Annotated in this window: 20 protein-coding genes and 1 pseudogene; 16 read left to right on the forward strand and 5 right to left on the reverse strand. The window is 61.4% G+C overall.

Features of this window, described 5'->3' with window-relative positions; translation table 11 throughout:
* Positions 1–362 precede the first annotated feature (362 nt).
* Positions 363–902, forward strand: a complete 540-nt coding sequence (gene moaB, locus DKY63_RS01255) for a molybdenum cofactor biosynthesis protein B (protein WP_110962421.1) — start codon at positions 363–365, stop codon at positions 900–902.
* On the forward strand, positions 899–2119 hold the full coding sequence (locus DKY63_RS01260; RefSeq protein ID WP_110962422.1) for a molybdopterin molybdotransferase MoeA: 1221 nt from the start codon (positions 899–901) through the stop codon (positions 2117–2119). Before moaB ends, DKY63_RS01260 begins: the two co-directional genes overlap by 4 nt.
* Positions 2120–2270: 151 nt before the next feature.
* On the opposite strand, the gene DKY63_RS01265 is transcribed toward DKY63_RS01260, so the two are convergent.
* On the reverse strand, positions 2271–3170 hold the full coding sequence (locus tag DKY63_RS01265; RefSeq protein WP_110962423.1) for a bestrophin family protein: 900 nt from the start codon (positions 3168–3170) through the stop codon (positions 2271–2273).
* A 4-nt stretch (positions 3171–3174) separates the two neighbouring features.
* Entirely contained in the window at positions 3175–4173 is a 999-nt protein-coding gene (moaA, locus tag DKY63_RS01270) for a GTP 3',8-cyclase MoaA (protein ID WP_110962424.1), read from the reverse strand.
* A 453-nt stretch (positions 4174–4626) separates the two neighbouring features.
* On the opposite strand from moaA, the gene DKY63_RS01275 reads away from it, so the two are divergent.
* The 4 genes from DKY63_RS01275 to DKY63_RS01290 all read left to right on the forward strand — a co-directional run bounded on the left by DKY63_RS01275 (position 4627) and on the right by DKY63_RS01290 (position 9685).
* Positions 4627–6951, forward strand: a complete 2325-nt coding sequence (locus tag DKY63_RS01275; RefSeq protein WP_110962425.1) for an FdhF/YdeP family oxidoreductase — start codon at positions 4627–4629, stop codon at positions 6949–6951.
* A gap of 136 nt (positions 6952–7087) precedes the next feature.
* A complete protein-coding gene (locus tag DKY63_RS01280; RefSeq protein WP_110962426.1) occupies positions 7088–8509 on the forward strand; it encodes a cytochrome ubiquinol oxidase subunit I in 1422 nt (473 codons plus the stop codon).
* 17 nt (positions 8510–8526) lie between these two features.
* Complete coding sequence (cydB, locus tag DKY63_RS01285) at positions 8527–9543, forward strand: cytochrome d ubiquinol oxidase subunit II (protein ID WP_110962427.1); 1017 nt, start codon at positions 8527–8529, stop codon at positions 9541–9543.
* Positions 9530–9685, forward strand: a complete 156-nt coding sequence (locus DKY63_RS01290; protein ID WP_110962428.1) for a DUF2474 domain-containing protein — start codon at positions 9530–9532, stop codon at positions 9683–9685. Before cydB ends, DKY63_RS01290 begins: the two co-directional genes overlap by 14 nt.
* Before the next feature lie 147 nt (positions 9686–9832).
* Here DKY63_RS01290 and DKY63_RS01295 read toward each other — a convergent pair whose 3' ends face one another.
* Entirely contained in the window at positions 9833–10684 is an 852-nt protein-coding gene (locus DKY63_RS01295) for a CAP domain-containing protein (RefSeq protein WP_110962429.1), read from the reverse strand.
* 141 nt (positions 10685–10825) lie between these two features.
* Between DKY63_RS01295 and DKY63_RS01300 the strand changes: the two genes are divergently transcribed.
* The 10 genes and pseudogenes from DKY63_RS01300 to DKY63_RS01340 all read left to right on the forward strand — a co-directional run bounded on the left by DKY63_RS01300 (position 10826) and on the right by DKY63_RS01340 (position 19304).
* Positions 10826–11446, forward strand: coding sequence for a cell wall hydrolase (locus tag DKY63_RS01300; RefSeq protein ID WP_110962430.1), 621 nt, complete (start codon positions 10826–10828; stop codon positions 11444–11446).
* A gap of 178 nt (positions 11447–11624) precedes the next feature.
* The gene (locus DKY63_RS01305; RefSeq protein WP_110967813.1) at positions 11625–12602 is read left to right on the forward strand and encodes an NAD-dependent epimerase; all 978 of its coding nucleotides are present in this window, start codon (positions 11625–11627) and stop codon (positions 12600–12602) included.
* Positions 12603–12649: 47 nt separating this feature from the next.
* Positions 12650–13396 (forward strand): glycosyltransferase family 2 protein, encoded by a 747-nt coding sequence (locus tag DKY63_RS01310; RefSeq protein WP_110962431.1) that lies wholly within the window; start codon positions 12650–12652, stop codon positions 13394–13396.
* Entirely contained in the window at positions 13393–13671 is a 279-nt protein-coding gene (locus tag DKY63_RS01315; RefSeq protein WP_110962432.1) for a lipid-A-disaccharide synthase N-terminal domain-containing protein, read from the forward strand. The genes DKY63_RS01310 and DKY63_RS01315 overlap by 4 nt, the downstream gene beginning before the upstream one ends.
* A gap of 3 nt (positions 13672–13674) precedes the next feature.
* Positions 13675–15222 (forward strand): ArnT family glycosyltransferase, encoded by a 1548-nt coding sequence (locus DKY63_RS01320; RefSeq protein WP_110962433.1) that lies wholly within the window; start codon positions 13675–13677, stop codon positions 15220–15222.
* Positions 15223–15537: 315 nt separating this feature from the next.
* Complete coding sequence (locus DKY63_RS01325) at positions 15538–16050, forward strand: HvfX family Cu-binding RiPP maturation protein (protein WP_110962434.1); 513 nt, start codon at positions 15538–15540, stop codon at positions 16048–16050.
* Between the two features lie 499 nt (positions 16051–16549).
* Positions 16550–16825 (forward strand): annotated as a pseudogene (locus DKY63_RS32990) (methyl-accepting chemotaxis protein); the annotation flags it as partial.
* A gap of 42 nt (positions 16826–16867) precedes the next feature.
* Entirely contained in the window at positions 16868–17245 is a 378-nt protein-coding gene (locus DKY63_RS32995; RefSeq protein WP_239499439.1) for a CZB domain-containing protein, read from the forward strand.
* A gap of 81 nt (positions 17246–17326) precedes the next feature.
* A complete protein-coding gene (locus DKY63_RS01335; protein WP_110962436.1) occupies positions 17327–18829 on the forward strand; it encodes an aldehyde dehydrogenase family protein in 1503 nt (500 codons plus the stop codon).
* A gap of 124 nt (positions 18830–18953) precedes the next feature.
* Complete coding sequence (locus DKY63_RS01340) at positions 18954–19304, forward strand: BON domain-containing protein (protein WP_110962437.1); 351 nt, start codon at positions 18954–18956, stop codon at positions 19302–19304.
* Positions 19305–19384: 80 nt separating this feature from the next.
* Here the strand turns inward: DKY63_RS01340 and DKY63_RS01345 are convergent, their stop codons facing one another.
* Complete coding sequence (locus DKY63_RS01345) at positions 19385–20047, reverse strand: carbonic anhydrase (protein ID WP_110962438.1); 663 nt, start codon at positions 20045–20047, stop codon at positions 19385–19387.
* A gap of 58 nt (positions 20048–20105) precedes the next feature.
* Positions 20106–20573 carry a cyanase gene (gene cynS, locus DKY63_RS01350; protein ID WP_110962439.1) on the reverse strand — a complete coding sequence of 156 codons (468 nt, stop codon included), beginning with the start codon at positions 20571–20573 and terminating at the stop codon, positions 20106–20108.
* Positions 20574–20897 lie beyond the last annotated feature (324 nt).

The raw sequence follows: 20897 nt of genomic DNA on the forward strand, positions 1-20897 counted from the left end.
TGGGGGATGGAAAGAGAGGTAAGTATTGACTCGGGTGCACAAGACACAAGGTGTGTGGACGATCTCATTGTCACGGGCGAGCGTCCAATCACTGTTATTTAAAGGGTTATCGATCAGCTCTATCGAACCCCTGTAGGAGCGAGCATGCTCGCGATGAACGCACAGGCAACGCGGGCATTCAGAAAGAGTGCGTTATCGTTGACGACCATCGCGAGCAGGCTCGCTCCTACAGGGTATTGGGTGCATCCGTTAGTTGGTGATAGACGGGGTCGATAGTGTGGTTGGTTAGAGTGATTAGACAATATTTGTTCGGCGGACTTAGTCTCTGAAAGTTATTTAACTTATATCTGCCGGAGAGTCTCATGAGCGTTAAACCGGATGCACTGTTTATACCCTTGAATATTGCCGTGCTGACGGTGAGCGATACCCGTGAATACGCCAATGACACCTCCGGGCAGTTGCTGGTCAGTCGCCTGCTGGAAGCCGGTCACACCCTCAGTGAACGCAACCTGCTCAAGGACGACCTGTACAAGATCCGTGCGCAGGTGGCGACCTGGATTGCCGACGACAACATCCAGGTGGTGCTGATCACCGGTGGCACGGGCTTCACCGGACGCGACAGCACGCCGGAAGCGGTGGCCTGCCTGCTGGACAAGCAAATCGATGGTTTCGGCGAGCTGTTCCGGGCCATTTCCATCCTCGACATCGGCACTTCTACCGTGCAGAGCCGGGCCCTGGCCGGCCTGGCCAATGGCACGCTGGTGTGCTGCCTGCCCGGTTCCACCGGCGCCTGCCGCACTGCCTGGGAGGGCATCCTCGCCGAACAGCTGGACGCCCGGCATCGGCCCTGCAATTTCGTCCCGCATCTGAAATCCGTGCAAGCCTGCGGGCCTCGCGGATGAATACAGCCTTGAAGAACGCTTCGCCGCTGATGCCGGTAGAGGAGGCCATCAGCCAATTGCTGGCCATGGCCGAATTGCGGCGACTACAGGACAGCGAATCGATACCGCTGAGTGCCGCCCGGCAACGGGTGTTGGCCAATGATCTGCTGGCGACGCTGGATCTGCCGCCATGGCCCAACAGTGCCATGGACGGTTATGCCCTGAACGTGGAAGGTTGGGACGGCCGGCCGTTGCCGGTGTCGCAGCAGGTGTTTGCCGGGCAGGCGCCCGCAGCGCTGGCAGCGGGCACCTGCGCGCGGATCTTCACGGGGGCGCCGGTGCCAAAGGGCGCCAATGCCGTACAGATGCAGGAGAACACCCGCGTGCTGGAGGACGGGCGCATCCAGTTCATGCAGCTACCGGCCGCCGGCAGCAACATCCGCCCGCAAGGCCAGGAGAACCGCGCCGGTGATGTGTTGCTCAAGGCCGGCAAGCGCCTGGGACCATTCGAGCTGGCGGTCGCGGCGGCGCAGGGCTGCACCCATGTGCAGGTGGTGCGCCGGCCTCGCGTGGCATTGCTGTCCACCGGCAATGAACTGCTCGAACCCGGTACACCGCTCAAGCCAGGCAGCATCTACAACAGCAATCGCACCTTGTTGAACCACTGGCTGGAGGCCTTGGGTTGCGAGGTCATCGATGCCGGGATTCTGCCTGACGAGCTGAAGCAGACGCGGCTGCGGCTCGAACAATTGCAGCACGGGGCGGACCTGATCCTGACCACCGGTGGCGTGTCCGCCGGAGATGCCGACTGCCTCGGCCAGGTGTTGCGCGAATGCGGTAAACCCTTGCTGTGGAAACTCTCGATCAAACCCGGAAAACCCCTGACCGTCGGCCAGTTCGGCGAGGTACCGGTGATTGGTTTGCCGGGCAATCCGACCTCGGCGCTGGTGACCTTTGGCCTGCTGGCGCGGGCCTATCTGTTGCGGATTCAAGGTGTGGAATCGGTCGAGCCGCTGAGCTTTCCGGTCCCAGTGGACTTTGCCTGGCCCAAGCCCGGAAGTCGCCGGGAATACCTGCGCGTCAGACTGGAAAACGGCCGGGCGGTGCTTTATCCGAACCAGAGTTCGGGTGTGTTGTTGGGGGCATCCTGGGCCGATGGGCTGGTGGAAGTGCTGGAAGGCCGGACGCTGAAAGAGGGCGACAGTGTGCAGTTTATCCCGTTCAGTGAACTGTTCTGAATTGATGTTGAATGAATTGTCGCCATCGCGAGCAAGCTTTGCTCCTACAGGTTTTTGTGTCGTTCGCTTGGTTCGAGAACGACACAAAACCCTGTAGGAGCAAAGCTTGCTCGCGATGAGGCCAGTACATTCAACAAAGAAATTTCGCTTATCAGCTCAGAACGAAATCCACCGGCTCAAGCTGCGGCGGCAGTTCGGTGGCGCCCATGGCACTCAGCACATCGCGCTCGATGCCGCGCACGATGGCGTCAGTGGGCAGGTCGTTTTCGTCGCGGCCGAAGGGGTCTTCCAGTTCGTCGGCGATCGCATCCAGGCCGAAGAAGGTGTAGCTGACAATCGCGGTGAAGATCGGTGTCAGCCAGCCCAGCGGCTCGGCCATGGCGAAGGGCAGAAGGATGCAGAACAGGTAAATGGTCCGGTGCAGCAGCAGGGTGTAGGGAAACGGCAGCGGCGTGTTCTTGATTCGCTCGCACACCGCCTGTGCATGGGTCAGGCTGGTCAGGTGGTTGGCCATCAACGTGTAGCGCCAGTCGTTGATAGCGCCGGATTCGCTGAGTGCCGAGCAGTGCTGGCCGACCCGCAGCAGCACCTGTCCGCCGATGTCCTGGGTGCCGGCGTTGGGCAGCGGCTGCAGCCACTCACCGCTGGCGGCCAGTTCGTTCTCCTTGCGCAGCCTGGCGTTGAGCGCGTGGGCGAAGCCGCACAGGTTGCTCAGCAGGGTGCGTCGTTCACCGACATCCTTGATGACCTGGGTTTCGCGAATCATCGAGCGAATCGCCACGATCACATCGCCCCAGGCCTTGCGCGCCTCATACCAGCGGTCGTAGCAGGCGTTGTTGCGAAAGCTCATGAAGATCGACAGCGACAGACCCAACAGGGTGAAAGGCGTGGCACTGACCTTGGAGAAGTAACTGGGGTGCAGGGTTTCGGCCAGGACAATGGCCGAGGCAAGCAGCGTCACCATCAGGCTGCGCAGGGCGATGCGCTTGGCAATCGAACCCTTGAGCGACGTCAGGACGCCGATCAGGTTGGGTTTGGGTCTGACGATCATGGTTTCAGCCGCCTGTCATGTTCATGAAGCGCACGACCTGCACATCGTCGTTCACCTCAAAGTTATGCCGATAGGGCTTGAGCTTCATCGCCTCGATAATAGCCTTCTCCAGGCGTTCGGGCTGGCCTGGGTGGCTGCGCAAAACAGCCTTGAGGTCGGCGGAGTGTTCGTTGCCCAGGCACAGCAGCAGGCGTCCCTCCACAGTCAGCCGCACCCGGTTGCAGGTGCCACAGAAATTGTGGCTGTGGGGCGAGATGAAGCCCAGGCGAATGTGCGGCGCCTCGGCCAGTCGCCAGTAGCGCGACGGACCCTGGGTCGATTCGGCGGAGTCGATCAGGGTGTAGCGTTCGGCAATCCGATCGCGCACCTGGGCGCTTGAGAAGAACGACTCGGCGCGGCTGTGCTCGCTGATAGTGCCCAGGGGCATTTCTTCGATGAACGAGATGTCCAGGTTACGGTCGATGGCGAAGCTCACCAGATCATTGATCTCATGGTCGTTGCGGCCCTTCATCACCACGCAGTTGAGCTTGGTGTTGCGAAAACCGGCCTGGTTGGCGGCATCGATGCCCTTGATCACCTGCGCCAGATCGCCGGTGCGGGTCAGTTCGCGAAAGCGTTGCGGGTCCAGGCAATCGAGGCTGATGTTCAGGCGCTTGACCCCGGCGTCGAACAACGGCCCGGCCAATTTGGCCAGCTGCGAGCCATTGGTGGTCATGCACAGTTCACGCAAGCCGGGCAGGGCGGCGATGTTGCGGCACAGCTCGACCACGCCCGGGCGGATCAGCGGCTCGCCTCCGGTCAGGCGGATCTTGCGAGTGCCCAGGGCGACGAAGCTCTGCGCCACCTGATGGATCTCTTCCAGGGTCAGCACCCGCTGGCGCGGCAGAAACTGCATGTCTTCAGCCATGCAGTACACGCAGCGGAAATCGCAACGGTCAGTCACCGACATCCGCAGATAGTCCACGCGCCTGGCGAACCCATCGATCAAGACTCGTTCCGACATTGCATCCTCACTTGGCACGAAGCGCATTTGAATGAATATCCGTAAACACTGTGGGAGCGAGCCCTGCTCGCGATGGTCGTTAACGATGACGCGTGCTGGCTGGTTGCACGCGGTGTTCTTGAGTCCATCGCGAGCATGCTCGCTCCTACAGGGGTTTCATTGATTTCAGGTTTGTTGAGCGCAGGCTAAGTGCAACTTATGAGGGCGTCCAATCACTATTAATAACTGGCTGATCGACGGCATCTATGATGAATTTATTGGCAGCGAAAAAGGTTGTTAAGCTTTCATAAGTAATTGAAAAATAAACATAAAAATCAATGATAAATATCTTCGATCATGTGGTCGTAAATAGCGATTAGACAGATTTTAATCGCCATTCTTAAGCTTTCTCCGTCAACCGATCAATCACCTGAATCGGGTCCAGGCCCAAGTGCCTTGTCACGGAGAAGCCGCATGTCTCAAGTCGACCGTTATAAACCCTACAAAGGTGCCGCCGCCGGTTGGGGCGCGCTCATTGCCGTCACCAAGAACTGGCTGGGCAGTGAAAACGCGCTGAAGAACATCCGTATGATGCTCAAGACCAACCAGAACGGCGGCTTCGACTGCCCCGGTTGCGCCTGGGGCGAGTCGCCGGAAAACGGCATTGTCAAGTTCTGCGAAAACGGCGCCAAGGCGGTGAACTGGGAGGCGACCGGGCGCCTGGTCAACCCGGCGTTCTTCAACAAATACAGCGTCACGACCCTGTCGGAGCAGAGTGATTACTGGCTGGAATATCAGGGGCGCCTGACTCACCCGATGCGCTATGACGCCGCCACCGATCGCTACGTGGAAACCACCTGGGACGAGGCCTTCGCGCTGATTGCCACACATCTCAATGCCCTGGAGTCACCGAACCAGGCCGAGTTCTATACGTCGGGCCGGGCCAGCAACGAAGCGGCGTTTCTCTATCAACTGTTCGTTCGCGCCTACGGCACCAACAACTTCCCCGATTGCTCGAACATGTGCCACGAAGCCAGCGCTGTCGCCATGATCGAAAGCCTGGGCGTGGGCAAGGGCACCGTGGTGTTCGATGACCTGGAGCATGCCGACGCGATTTTCGTCATCGGCCAGAACCCCGGCACCAACCACCCGCGGATGCTTGAACCGCTGCGCGAAGCGGTCAAACGCGGGGCGCAGGTAATCTGCATCAACCCGCTCAAGGAGCGTGGGCTGGAGCGTTTCCAGCACCCGCAACACCCGCTGGAAATGCTGCTCAATGGCTCTGAGCCGACCAACACCGCCTACTTCCGGCCGGCGCTGGGTGGCGACATGGCGGTCATGCGCGGCATGGCCAAGTTCCTCTTGCAGTGGGAGCGTGAAGCACAGGCCACCGGTGGTGAGCCGGTGTTCGACCATCAATTCATCGCAGAGCACACCTCGGGCATGGACGCTTACCTGGCCGAAGTCGACGCCACGACCTGGGCGCATATCGAGCAACAGTCGGGCATGCCCCTGGCCGACATCGAACTGGCGGCGCGCATGTATGTCCGTTCAAAGCGCGTGATCATGTGCTGGGCAATGGGCCTGACCCAGCACACGCACTCGGTGCCGACGCTGCTGGAAGTCATCAACCTGATGCTGCTGCGCGGCAATGTCGGCCGTCCCGGTGCCGGCCTGTCGCCGGTGCGCGGCCACAGTAACGTGCAGGGCGACCGCACCATGGGGATCAACGAACTGGCACCCACCGAGTTGCTCGATGCCTTGGAAAAACGCTTCGGCTTCAAGCCGCCGCGCGAGCATGGTCACAACACGGTGATGGCGATTTCGGCGATGGAGCAGGGGCAAGCCAAGGTGTTCATCGGCCTGGGTGGCAACTTCGCCCAGGCGACCCCCGACACCCCGCGCACCCATGCCGCGCTGCGCAAGTGCGAGCTGACCGTACACATCTCCACCAAGCTCAACCGCAGCCATCTGGTGACCGGGCGTGAAGCGCTGATCCTGCCGTGCCTGGGCCGCACCGACATCGATATCCAGGCCGAAGGCCCCCAAGGCGTCACCGTGGAAGACACCTTCAGCATGATCCACATCTCCCACGGCCAGCTGAAACCCAAGTCCAAACAGTTGCGTTCGGAACCGGCGATCATCGCCGGCATCGCCGCCGCGACCCTGGGCAACCAGCCGATCGACTGGAACTGGGCCGTCGGCGACTACGGCCGCATCCGCAACCTGATCGCCGACACCATCCCCGGCTTCAAGGATTTCAACACCCGGCTGCTGCACCCCGGTGGTTTCCACCTGGGCAACAACGCGGCGGACCGTATCTGGAAAACCGCGAGCGGCAAGGCGCAATTCGCCGCGAGCGTGCTACCCGAGCACCTGATCAGCGAAGGCGTGCGCAACCTGGCGGTCAAGCCGCATCTGATCCTGCAGACCATGCGTTCCCACGATCAGTACAACACCACGTTGTACGGGCTGGACGATCGTTATCGCGGGGTCTATGGCATGCGCGATGTGGTGTTCGCCAACGAGGCGGACATCCGCCGGCTCGGCTTCGAACCGGGGCAGAAAGTCGACCTGGTGGCGCTGTGGGACGACGACCGTGAGCGTCGGGTCAGCGGTTTTACCCTGATCGCCTATGACATTCCCGCAGGCCAGGCCGCCGCGTATTACCCGGAGACCAACCCGCTGGTGCCGCTGGAAAGTTACGGCGACCGCACCTACACCCCGACCTCCAAGTTCGTTGCCATCCGGCTTGAGCAGGCGAAGGCCAGCGGCCTGATTTCGACCTCGGCGGCGTAGCGCCGATCCCCAAGACTTTGTAGGAGCGAGCCTGCTCGCGATGAGGTCGGCACCTTCAACATTCATGGTGCCTGACACCCTGCAATCGCGAGCAGGCTCGCTCCTACAGTTTCAGATCCGTTCTGAGGATTTCGACATGTTCAACCTGCAGGCACTGGACCTGGCGCGAATTCAGTTCGCGTTCACGGTTTCGTTCCACATCATCTTTCCCGCCATCACCATTGGCCTTGCCAGTTTCCTGGCGGTGCTCGAAGGCTTGTGGCTGAAAACCCGCAACGACACCTACCGTGATCTCTACCATTTCTGGTCGAAAATCTTCGCGGTCAACTTCGGCATGGGCGTGGTCTCGGGGCTGGTCATGGCCTACGAATTCGGCACCAACTGGAGCCGCTTTTCCGACTTCGCCGGCAGCATCACGGGCCCCTTGCTGACCTATGAAGTGCTCACCGCGTTCTTTCTCGAAGCGGGCTTTCTCGGGGTCATGCTGTTCGGCTGGAACCGGGTAGGGCGGGGGCTGCACTTCTTCTCCACAGTGATGGTCGCCATCGGCACGCTGATCTCGACCTTCTGGATTCTCGCGTCCAACAGCTGGATGCAAACGCCCCAGGGCTTCGAAATCGTCGACGGTCGCGTGGTGCCGCTGGACTGGCTGGCCATCGTCTTCAACCCGTCGTTCCCTTACCGCCTGGCACACATGGCCATCGCGGCGTTCGTCGCCACCGCGTTTTTTGTCGGCGCGTCGGCGGCCTGGCATTTGTTGCGGGGCAACGACACACGGCAAGTGCGCAAGATGCTGTCGATGGCGTTGTGGATGGCGCTGATCGTCTGCCCGATCCAGGCGGTGGTCGGTGATGCCCACGGCTTGAACACCCTGGAGCACCAACCGGCGAAAATCGCCGCCATCGAAGGCCACTGGGAGAACAACGGCAGCGAAGCGACGCCGCTGGTGCTGTTCGGTATCCCCGACATGCAGGCCGAAAAGACCCGGTACGCAATTGAGATTCCGTATTTGGGCAGCCTGATCCTGACCCATAGCCTGGACAAGCAGATCCCGGCGCTCAAGAGCTTCCCGAAAGAGGACCGGCCCAACGCGACGATCATTTTCTGGAGCTTCCGGGTCATGGCCGGACTGGGCATGTTGATGGTGCTGGCCGGCGTGCTGGGCCTGGCCCTTCGTCGCAGCGGCGCGATCTACCGCAACCGCTGGTTCCTGCGCCTGATGTTGTGGATGGGCCCCAGCGGCCTGATCGCCATGCTGGCCGGCTGGATCACCACCGAAGTCGGGCGTCAGCCGTGGGTGGTGTATGGCCTGCAACGCACGGCCAATGCCGCGTCCAATCACAGTGTCACGCAGTTGAGCATCTCGCTGGCGCTGTTCGTGTTGATCTACTTCTCGGTGTTCACGGTGGGCATCGGCTACATGATGAAACTGGTCGCCAAGGGCCCGAAACCCCACCACGAACATGCACCTGCAGGGCATTCCGATCAGGTGATCACGCCGCGCCGGCCGCTGTCGGCAGTCGCCGAAGCTCTCGAAGCCGACGCCCGCGTCCATTGAAAAAGGGGAATTGAGAGATGGGTATTCAAGGTATCGACTTATCGTTGATCTGGGGCGTGATCATCGCCTTTGGCGTGATGATGTACGTGATCATGGACGGCTTCGATCTGGGGTTGGGGATCCTGTTCCCGTTGATCCCGGATGCCAGGGAACGGGATGTGATGATGAACACCGTCGCACCGGTGTGGGACGGTAACGAAACCTGGCTGGTGCTGGGTGGCGCGGCGCTGTACGGGGCGTTTCCGCTGGCCTATTCGGTGCTGCTGGAAGCGCTGTACCTGCCGCTGATCCTGATGTTGTGCGGGCTGATTTTTCGCGGTGTCGCCTTCGAGTTTCGCTTCAAGGCCAGCCCGGAAAAACGCCACGTCTGGGACATGGCGTTCATCGGCGGATCCTTGCTGGCGACGTTTGCCCAGGGCGTGACGATCGGCACCTACATCGTGGGAATCCCGGTGGTCGATCGGCAGTTCGCCGGTGGTGCGTTCGACTGGGTGGCGCCGTTTCCGCTGTTCTGCGGCATCGGCCTGATCGTCGCCTACGCCTTGCTCGGCAGCACCTGGTTGCTGGTCAAGACCGAAGGCATGCTGGAATCGCGGATGCGCCTGTTCACCCGGCCCCTGGCCTGGCTGCTGCTGGCGGTGATCGGAGTGATCTGCGTGTGGACACCGATCCTGCATCCGGAAATCGCCACGCGCTGGTTCGGCCATGCGCACCTGGCGGTGTTCGGCGCGTTGGCACTGCTGGCCTTGCTGGCACTGTTCGGTTTGCTCAAGACCTTGCGCCAACGCCACACCCATTGGCCGTTCGCTTTTACCTTGATGCTGATGTTCCTCGGCTATGTGGGGCTGGCCTTCAGTATCTGGCCCAACATCGTGCCGCCGTCGATCAGCCTGTGGGCGGCGGCATCCCCGGCGACCAGCCAGTTGTTCATTCTGATCGGCGCGCTGTTCATCCTGCCGATCATCCTGATGTACACGATCTGGAGCTACTACGTGTTCCGCGGCAAAGTGAGGATTGGCGATGGCTACCATTGACAGGCAACAAGCGGCAGCGGGTCGTTGGTACCAGCGGGTGGGATGGCTGGTGGTGATCTGGATGGGGAGTGTGGTGTCGCTGGGGGTGGTGGCCGAGGCCTTGCGGATGTTGATGCAGGCGGCGGGGATGAGTAGTCACTGACGACGGATCAGCCCCTGTAGGAGCGAGCCTGCTCGCGATGGACGACAACGATAACGCGGGCTGTCTGAATTCCCGCGTTGTCCGAACGTTCATCGCGAGCAGGCTCGCTCCTACAGGGGAAATGCGTTCCTCGCCGGATAATTCGGGTTATTGCGCCCCGAACATCGCCGTCCAGTAGATCCCCGCATCGCTCTTCGGATCGGTCGCGTAGGCCGCGCCCAGTTCCTTGAACTGCGGGTTCATCAGGTTGGCGCAGTGGCCGGGGCTGGTGAGCCAGCCGTCGACCACCTTGCGCACGCTGTCCTGGCCGGCGGCGATGTTTTCGCCGATTTGCTGGAAGTCGTAACCCGCCAGTTCCGCCCGGTCACCGGGTGTACGGCCGTCGCGGTCCTTGTGATCGAAGTAATTGTTGTTGGCCATGCTGCGCGAGTGGGTTTCGGCGGCGGTGGCCAGGGTGGCATTCCACGCCAGTGGCGAGGTGGCGGCAAAGGATTGCGCGCCGCATTGACGTGGCCGGGCGCGGGCGACGTTGACCTCGGCCAGCAGCTTCTGGCCTTCGGCCTGCCAGTCACCCAGGCGTGCGCTCAACAGCGGGCGCGCCACGACGATGCGCCATTCGCGGTCCTGGCGGCTGACGCCGACGTCGACGAACTGCGGGTCGAGCACGATCTGGCAGAAACTTTCCTGAATCGCCTTCATCGCCCCTTGCGCATCACGGGGCCCGGACAGGCTGATCGCTTGCACGTTCTTCATCGGATAGCCGGCGGTGGCCATGGCCTGCTGCAGATTGCCGATGCTGGCAGCCGTCAGCACCAGCCGTGGATCGGCGGCCAGCGGCGGCAGCTCCGAGGAGACCTGACCGGCGCAGCGCTGCAACTGGCTGCGGTAGAGGTTGATCGATTCGATCAGTTGCGATTCGTCGCTGGCCATGGCCGAAGACGCGAACGACAGAGCGAGAGCAACTCCGGCAAGGCGCAGAGCGGATGAGACGACATGCATGGAAAACCCCTTTGGCTGACTGCGCCCATGATGCGCGAAGTGGTTCCTGTTAAGGCAACGGATTCTGCGAAATGTTAGGACGTGTGTGCAATCATTTCACTACTACACTGAAGCGATAATTCCAACTGAGTCATCCCGACCATGCGCCTCGACTGGATTGCTGCCTGTCTTGCCTTGACCCTGCTCGCCGTTCCGGCCTTTGCCGACGAGCAGCAACAGAAACAGAAAGTGGCCGAAGACAAGGCCGAAGTGCTGGAACAAAAGGCCGCCGAGAACACCAACGCACCGCCTGCGCCCAAGGCCGAAGCCATCACCCAATCCGAAGTCCAGGCGGTCGACCCCGCCGGCACTGCGCCGATGGACGACGCCATCACCTGCCTGGCGCGTTCCATCTACTGGGAAGCCAAGGGCAAGGACTCCGCCGACATGGAAGCGGTGGCCAACGTGGTGATGAACCGTCTCGGTCATGAAGGCTTTCCCGATACGGTGTGCAAAGTGGTCAAGCAGGGCTCGGAGACCAAGAGCTGCCAGTTCTCCTGGTGGTGTGACGGCAAATCCGACTCGGTGCAGGAAGAGGTGCCCTACGCGATGGCCAAGGAAATCGCGCGCAAGGCGCTGAACAAGCAACTGCCGGATCGCACCGGAGGCGCGCTGTATTTTCATGACCGCACGGTGAACCCGAGTTGGTCGAAGGAGTACATCAAGACCGTGGACATCGGCCTCTTCCGTTTTTACAAACCCCATGGCGGGGACGCCAAGTAGCGGGAAAAATCCGCGGAAATTCATCTAGACCACCGAAACTGAAATATTTCTGTTTTACAAGCTTCATGACGGAGCAATGAGTCAGACATGTCATGAGCGGGAACAGAAGCATGCAGCAGGTGGTTTTTTTTATTGGGCATTCGGCAGCGCTCGGCGCCTTTTTTGGGGTGAGCGCCTCGTGACTATTCTCGTCACCGGCGCCGCCGGATTCATCGGCTTTCATGTGGCCCGGCGTTTGTGCCGGGACGGCCACGACGTGGTCGGGATCGATAACCTCAACGATTACTACGACGTAACGCTCAAGCAGGCGCGGCTCAGGGAGCTTGAGTGCCTGTCGGGCTTTCGCTTCGTGAAAATGGACATCGTCGACAAGCCGGCGTTGCTGGAGTTGTTCCGCGAGTATCGGTTCAGCGACGTGGTGCACCTGGCCGCCCAGGCCGGTGTGCGTTATTCGCTGGACAATCCGGATGTCTACGCGCAGTCGAACCTGGTGGGTTTCCTCAATGTGCTGGAAGCCTGCCGCCATCATCGTCCCGAGCATTTGGTCTACGCCTCCAGCAGCTCGGTATATGGCAGCAACGGCAAGCTGCCGTTCAGCGTCGAAGACCCTGTCGAACACCCGATTTCACTGTACGCGGCCACCAAGCGCGCCAATGAGCTGCTGGCCGACAGTTACTGCCACCTCTACGGCGTCAAGGCCAGCGGGCTACGCTTCTTTACGGTCTACGGACCCTGGGGCCGACCGGACATGGCGCTGTTCAAGTTCACCGAGGGCATCCTCAAGGGGCAGCCCATCGACATCTATAACCAGGGCGAGATGGCGCGGGACTTTACCTACATCGACGACATCGTCGAAGGCATCGCTCGTCTGCGTACAAAGCCACCCGTGCCGGCCGGGGCAGGCGAGGGCGTGAACCGCCTGTTCAACATCGGTCGCGGACAACCCGTGGCGCTGCTGGATTTTGTCGAGTGCCTGGAGTCGGCTCTGGACCGCCAGGCTGTGCGCAACTACCTGCCGTTGCAGGCCGGCGATGTGGTCAGGACCTGGGCCGATGTCTCGGCGCTGACGCAGTGGATCGATTTCAACCCGCAAGTGCCCGTCGCCACGGGCGTGACGGAGTTTGTGAAGTGGTATCGACAGTTTTATCGGATCTGAAGCATTCGCCTCTAGATAACGAACAACCAGAAGGCGAGGGGGACTCCATGAGCCAGGACATTTTTGTATCCGTATTGATTCCAGCGAAAAACGAAGCGAACAACCTCAGGCCGTTGCTCGAGGAAATTCGCGTGGCCATGGCAGACGAGGTCTACGAGATCATCGTCGTCGATGACGGCAGCACCGATGCGACCCTGCAGGAACTGCGGCAGATCAGAAACAACGGCCTGCATACCTTGCGCATCCTGCACCACGAGCGCTCGCTGGGGCAGAGCACTTCGCTGTACCACGCGGCCCGCGAAGCGCGGGGGCGCTGGCTGGCGACCCTTGATGGCGACGGCCAGAACGATCCGGCGGACATCCCCGGGATGCTGGCGCTGGTGCGGGGAAGCACGGATGTGCAACTGGTGGCCGGGCACCGGGTCAACCGCCGCGATACCGCGAGCAAGCGCTGGGCCTCGCGTTTCGCCAACAACCTGCGCAGTCGTTTACTCAAGGATTCCACCCCGGACACCGGTTGCGGCTTGAAGCTGATCGAACGCGCGGCATTTCTGCGCCTGCCGTACTTCGACCACATGCATCGCTACATTCCGGCGCTGATCCAGCGTCACAACGGCCGCATGATCGTCCATCCGGTCAACCACCGACCGCGCACCGCCGGGGTCTCCAAGTACGGCAATCTCGATCGTGCGCTGGTGGGGATTCTCGACCTTGCCGGCGTGTGGTGGCTGATCAAGCGCACTCGTCTTAACGCTCTGCCTCAAGAGCTTCAAGTCCAGGAGCTGGAAGGATGATCATGACCCGCGAAGCCATGTGGCTGGTGATCGGTTTTGCCGGACAAATCGCCTTTACCGGCCGTTTCGTCCTGCAATGGCTGTACAGCGAATACAAAAAGCGCAGCGTGATTCCGGTGAGCTTCTGGTACCTGAGCATCGTCGGCAGCACCTTGCTGTTCGCCTACGCCATCTACCGCCAGGACCCGGTGTTCATCGCAGGGCAAGCCTTTGGCTCGATCGTGTACCTGCGTAACCTGCAATTGATCGCCAAAAGCCGAAAAGTCGAGGAATAAGCCATGCGCCGCACCTTATCGCCCAGGGTCGAATGCCTGGGTTTGATGCTGCTTGCCCTGCTGTTGATCGGCGCGGGCCTGGGGCTGCGTCAGGCACAGAACGTCGATGAAGAACGTTTCCTCGGCGTGGCCCTGGAGATGCTGCACAACGGTTCCTGGCTGATTCCGCACCGGGCCGGGGAGATCTATGGCGACAAGCCGCCGATTTTCATGTGGACGGTGGCGTTTTTCACCTGGGTGACGGGTAAGCCCAACATCGCGCTGTATATCCCGGGGCTGTTTTCGGCAGTGACGGTCACGGCGATGGTCTATGACCTGGGGCGTCGCCTGTGGAGCCAGCGTATCGGGCGCAACGCCGCGCTGCTGTATCTGGCCACTTATCAGACCTACAGCATCCTGCGCACCGGGCAAATCGACAGTTTCCTGATTCTGTTTACCACCCTGGGCCTGTACGGGCTAGCGCGGCACTTGCTGCTTGGGCCGGCGTGGCGCTGGTTCTATGTCGGCTGTGCGGCCATGGGCATTGGCGTGATCACCAAGGGCGTGGGTTTCTTGCCGGCGTTGCTGCTGATCCCCTATGCCTATGCGGTGCGCAAAGGCTGGTCGGGGGTGGTGGCAATGCCGGGTGAGGCGCGCAAGTGGTGGCTAGGGTTGCTGGTGATGGTGGCAGCCATTTGCATCTGGTTGCTGCCACTGACCTTGTCCATTTTGTTCAATGGCGGCGCTGACGAAATCGCCTACGCGCGAGAAATTCTCCTGCGCCAGACCGCCGGGCGCTACGCCGCTTCGTGGCATCACCGCGAGCCGTTCTGGTACTTCTTCACCAACGTCATCCCGCAGTACTGGCTGCCGCTGGTGCTGGCGTTGCCATGGCTGGTGCCGGCCTGGCGCCGGCAGTTGAAAAAGCGCGACGGCCGCGTGCTGGTGCTGCTCGGCTGGGTGGCGCTGGTACTGCTGTTTTTCTGCATCAGCGCCGGCAAGCGTAAGTTGTACATCTATCCGGCGCTGCCTGCGCTGGTACTGGCGGCGGCCCCCTTGCTGCCATGGTTGCTCAAACGCTGGTTCAAGCAGCGCCCGCGCCTGCGTCGGGCCTTCCCGGCTCTGGTCGCGACCTGGTTTGTGCTGTGGTTTGCCCGTGGCTTCATCGAGCCGGTCAAGGACGGCACCAACCCCAACCAGACCCTCATGGCCCAGGCCGACAAGATGACCCAGGGCGCCGACCTGGTGCTGGTCAACTGGAGCGAAGGCCACTGGTTGTTCGCCCGCCAGCCCATCGTGCACTTCGGCATGCTCGACTCCACCGTGGAGCGGGCGGCGCAGTGGTTGCGCGAGCATCCGAAGGATTACGCGATGGTGCCCAATGACATGTTGAGTCGGTGCTTCAAGCCGGAGGCGACGCGGGCGTTGGGGAAGAGCGACGGGGCCGAGTGGTCGATTGTCGGGGCCGAGGCGGATAACGGCCAGTGCACGGCACCCACCGCCGACAAGGTTTATCGGTTTGCCTGGGACGATCCGCAGCGTAGCGAGAAACCGAAATGGGCCTGGCGCTGAACCGACACAGGCGGTGAACCCCTGTAGGAGCGAGCCTGCTCGCGATGTACTTGAGAACGACGTGGGGTGTCAGGTTCCCCGCGTCATCGTTGACGACCATCGCGAGCAGGCTCGCTCCTACAGGGGGGGCAGGGTCTACGTATCAAAGTGTGTACAGGTCCGCTCCTGACACAACACGCCTTCAAATCCAAGCGCAAGCGACACATCGCCGATACACCGGCCTGATGAAATTCACTCATCGATTGGCCACGCCGATCCTTGCGCCATGCGGGGCACCACGTCCCGATATCCCTGATTTGAAGGAGACCTTTGTCCATGAGCACTTCCATTTCATCGGCCGTCAAAGGCCTGCACCTGAACCTTGACCGCGCCGGCAACTGGATCGCACCGCTGACCCTGCGGGTATTCCTGGCCTGGGAGTTCTTCGAGTCGGGTCTTGAGAAATTCAACGGCGAAAACTGGTTCGCCGACATCCAGGACCGCTTCCTGTTTCCGTTCAACCACCTGCCGGCCACGCTGAACTGGGAGATGTCGATGTGGGTGGAACTGGTCTGCGCCCTGGCGCTGCTGGTGGGGCTGGCCACACGGTTTTCGGCGATCAGCTTGATCGTCGTCACCCTGGTCGCGACCGCCGCCGTGCATTGGCCCGCCGACTGGTCGAGCTTGAGTGAACTGGCGCAGGGCTACTCCATCACCAACAAGGGTTATGGCAACTTCAAGCTGCCGCTGATCTACCTCGCGGCGCTGGTGCCGTTGGTGCTCTCGGGCCCCGGCAAGCTCAGCCTCGATGCGCTGTTGTCGCGGTTCTTCTGGCGCCGCAATCGGTGATGCATCGATCTCCAGGGGAGCCACTGGAGCGCTGTTAATTCGTCCAATTGGCTCTTTTATCCAGCCCGGTTGATTCGTATCTTCCGGGCTTTTGGCGCATTGCGTCCGGGGTGGGGGAGTGGGGATGAATTTCAATTGGCGCAGGAAAACGGCTGGGGACACCCCTGAATCGGCAAAGGTGATGCCGGCCCCGGTGCTCGTCAACACTGTGGACGAGGCTAAGCATGAAGCCCGCAAGGCCGAGCAGCGCGACCGGGATTTTTTTCGCGGCCTGGCCCAGCACCTGCTGACTTGCGGCAACTCCCTGGCGCCGGTCAGCGAGTCGTTCTCGATGCTCAACCAGCGCCTCAAGCTCAATCACCAGCGGGCCGAGACCGTGGCCCGCGCGGCCATCGATAACCGCGAGCAAGTCACTCACCTGCAAGAACAATCACGGGTCATGGCCGCCGGGCTGGATGCCCTGGAAGGGGTGATCACGCATCTGGTCAGCCGCGCCAGCGAGATCGACCGCATCGTCGACCTGATCAGCGATATCGCGCGCAAGACCAACCTGTTGGCCCTCAATGCCGCCATCGAGGCCGCGCGTGCCGGTGACACCGGACGCGGGTTTGCGGTGGTGGCGGGCGAGGTGCGTTTGCTGGCGGAGAAAACCGCCGAGGCGACCCGGGAAATTGTCAAGGAAACCTCGGCGATCCAGCAGGAAATCAGCGAGGCCAAACAATCGATTTCCCAGCAGAACCAGATCTCCAGTGCCTTTGGCGCGGTGATCGACAAGACTGCCGAGGCCATGGCCGGGATGTACGGCGAGGCGCAACAGATGCAGCGGGACATCGATCAATCGCACCTGCTGTCCAACGTCGAACTGGGCAACCTGCAGGAGCTGACGCTCAAGGTGGCGGTCTACGATCGCCTGCTCAATCCCAAACCCCATTCACCCTTGACCTTGCCGGATGAAACCGAATGCCTGTTTGGCCAGTGGTATTACGGCGAGGAAAACCAGAACCAGCAGCGCGATGCAGATTTCCGACGCATGGAAGTCCCCCATCGCCTGGTGCACAGCAGCGGTCAGGCGGCGCTTGAGGCCCATGCTCGTGGCGAACTGGAGGAAGCACTCAAGCAGGTCGGGCAGATGGAAGAGGCGAATGCCGCAGTGATGCGCACGGTGAAGGGGCTGCTGCGTTCTCGTCTGGCCTGACGCCGGCCGTGTCGGGCGGGTGACGCTCCGGGACTTTTGCTATACATTTTCCGCCCGCCCATTACATGGTGTAACCGCTTCATGTCTCTTGCGCTCGAACGTCTAGTCGCTGGCACGCCGATCCCTTTCGCCGGTAATCGTGTCACCGTGGTCAGCCCCGAACTGGCAGCACGCTTCCAGCCCGGAGACCACCTGTTGGTGGAGCAGGTCAGCGGTGAGCTGTTGTTGATTCCGGTGGCCGACCAGCAGGCGGCAGCGGTGGCGATCGAGCGCGCGCAAGCGGCGTTTGCCGCGATGTCGGCGGTGTCCGATCAAGCCATCAGCGACTTCTTCGATCTCTTCGCGCAGCGCCTGGAGAACCCGGATTGCTGGGCATTGATCGAAGCGGCCAACCAGGCCGACATCGAACGAGCCAAGGCTCGCGGTCGCTCGACCACGCGCCTGCTGGCCGATGAGCGCATGCGCCGCGACATGATTGCCGGCCTGCGGGCCTGGCGCGATGCGCCGGCTTCCCGGGGCAAGGTGATCAGTTGCGTCGAGCACGACGGTTGGAAGGTCGAGCAGGTGGTGTCGCCGTTGGGCATCGTCGCGTTCGTCTTCGAAGGTCGGCCGAATGTCTTCGCTGATGCCGCCGGCGTGCTGCGCACCGGCAACACCGCCGTGCTGCGCATTGGCAGCGATGCCTTGGGCACCGCCCAGGCCATCGTCACCCATGCCCTGAATCCGGCGCTGGCCGATGCCGGCTTGCCAAGCGGCGCGGTGTCCTTGGTGGAAAGCGTCAACCATGCCGCCGGCTGGGCGATGTTCGCCGATCGTCGCCTGTCGCTGGCCGTGGCCCGTGGTTCGGGTCGCGCGGTCAGTCAGTTGGGCAGCATCGCGCAACAGGCCGGCACCGCTGTCAGCCTGCACGGCACCGGTGGCGCCTGGCTGATCGCCCATGTGGATGCCGATGCCACGCGCTTTGCCGCCGTGGTGCGCAACTCGCTGGACCGCAAGGTGTGCAACACCCTCAATGTGTGCCTGATCCACCGCGACCGCGCGGCTGAACTGGTGCCGTTGTTTCTCGATGCCTTGCAGCAGGCCGGCAAGGCGCGGGGGCAGGGCTGCAAGCTGCATATCGTCGAAGGTAGCGAGGCGTTTTTGCCGGCGGATTGGCAGAACGCAACCGTCGAAGTCTATCGCGCCGAGGGCTACCAGACCGAAGCACTGGCCGAACCGCTGCCAGAAGATCAACTGGGCCGTGAGTGGGAGTGGGAAGAAACCCCGGAAGTCAGCCTGAAAATCGTCGACGACCTGGACAATGCCATCGCCTTGTTCAATCGCTACAGCCCGCAGTTCACCGTGTCGTTGATCAGCGAAGATGCGGCGAGCCACGAACGCTTCTACAACGCGGTCAACGCGCCTTTTGTCGGCAACGGCATTACCCGTTGGGTCGATGGCCAGTACGCGCTCAACAAGCCGGAACTGGGCCTGTCGAACTGGGAGAGCGGGCGCCTGTTTGCGCGCAGCGCGATTCTCTCGGGGGACGGTGTGTTCACTGTACGCAGCCGCATGACCCAGGTGGATCTGTCGGTCAAGCGTTGAGCCGACACTCCGACCCCGGGCGATGGCCGCACTATACTTTTCATGTGTGTCTGTATTGACTGGCGAGCACTGCAAAACGAATCAGATGTCCCATTCGCTCGCCTGAAAGGCAGAGGGTCGCATCATGAAACTGCAGTCGTTTCAACATTACTCCCACGATCTGGAAAGGGGCGTTCACGACACGTGGATTACCGCCAGGGTGAAGTCGGCCCTGGCACTGGCCAAACCAAGTCTTGGCCTGCAAATCCATGTCAAAACCCAGGGCGGCACGGTGGCGTTGAGCGGTCGCGTCAACACCCATAAACAGTGTGAGCAGGCGGTTGGTCTGGCGCGTTCGGTGCAAGGGGTGGTCGAAGTCGATGCCCGGGAATTGCTGACTCACGTGTTCACGCCAGGCAGCATTCCAGAACCGCCCAGCGCTGAAGAGAGCCCTGAGAATCGGTCGTCATCGTCAACCAGGATGGACGATAAATAACCCTGTCGATCATGGCCGTGCAGCGCTCCCGTTTGCAGGGAGCGCTGCGTCGGCCTTCTCGCTGTCAATGGATTCAATCTTCAGGCGGCTGCATCTGTGGATCGTGCCGGAACGGCGCAGGTGTCCGGGTGCTCGGCCAGCGATACGAACTGGCGGCTGCTGCCATTCAGGGCATCGATCGAGCCGGTCTCGATGTCGTACACCCAGCCATGCAACTTCAGCAGGCCTTTTTCCTGGGCCAGCCGCACGCTCGGGTGAGTCTGGATGTTCGCCAGTTGCGCGATCACGTTTTCCCGCACCATCGAGCTGACTTTTGCCGCTTCATTGGCATGAGGCCGCGACTCGTTGATGACTTTGGCCGACTCGGCGTGTTGCAACCAACTGCCGACAGCGGGCAGGTGGTCCATGCAGGTGCACTTGGCGACAGCGGTCATGGCGCCGCAATCGGAGTGGCCGCAAATCACGATATCGGTGACGCCCAGTACCGCGACCGCGTACTCGACCGTGGCCGACACGCCACCGGGATGGGGGCTATAGGAAGGCACGATGTTGCCGGCGTTACGGATCACGAACAGCTCGCCGGGTTCTTGCTGGGTCAGCAATTCCGGCACGACACGGCTGTCGGAACAGGTGATGAACAGGGTGCCCGGGTGCTGCGTGGTGGCCAGGTGTTTGAACAGGTCGGTGCGTTGTGGAAAGACGTCTTTCTGGAACTTCAAGAAACCTTCGATGAGCGCTTTCATGGTGCCGTCCTCATGGGTACAGGGATTGGCCCGCACCGTTGTGCGGGCCGAATTCGATTCAGAAAGGACGCAGCGGCAGGAACTTGCCGTCGAGGGTGATCACGGCACGGTGGCCGCCTTCCGGGTCTTCGACTTTCTTCATGTCGAGCTTGAAGTTGATCGCGCTGATGATGCCGTCGCCGAACTGCTCGTGAACCAGGGCCTTGAGGGTGGTGCCGTAGATCTGGATCATTTCGTAGAAGCGGTAGATGGTCGGGTCGGTCGGCACGCCGGACAGGCTGCCGCGCAGCGGGATGATTTGCAGGCGGGCCACCGAGTCGGCATCCAGGTCGAGTTTTTCACCGATCACCTTGGCGGCCGCTTCCGGCAGTGGATGCTGACCGAGCAGGGCGGCGGTGACGTAGGCCAGGCCAAGGCCGGTGCCTTCGGTCACTTGCTCGAAGGACAGGTTTTTGCGGGCCTTGGCGTCAAGGATTTTCGCGGTCAGTTCGAGGCTGGTGTCGTTGTAGGCGTGGGACTGTTGCATGGTGGATCTCCTGTTGCAGTGGGATGTGCCTGGGTGTGGGCTCATCTTCTGCCGATCCATTCATAGCGTCCAAGACCGATATCCAATGCGGCGCATAAGCTATGCCTATGAATTGGGGCCGACCATCTCTCTGTAGGAGCGAGCCTGCTCGCGATGAACGTTTCAACAACACGGGTATTCAGACACCCCGCGTCATCGTTCACGACCATCGCGAGCAGGCTCGCTCCTACAGTATTAAAAGCGCGCGATTTGGAGTTGCAGGCAATAAAAAAGGCCTGCTCCCGTGCTTGTTAAAAGCAGGAGCAGGCCCTCTTTATATAAGTC

Source organism: Pseudomonas putida, assembly GCF_003228315.1.
GTDB classification, from domain to species: Bacteria; Pseudomonadota; Gammaproteobacteria; order Pseudomonadales; family Pseudomonadaceae; genus Aquipseudomonas; species Aquipseudomonas putida_S.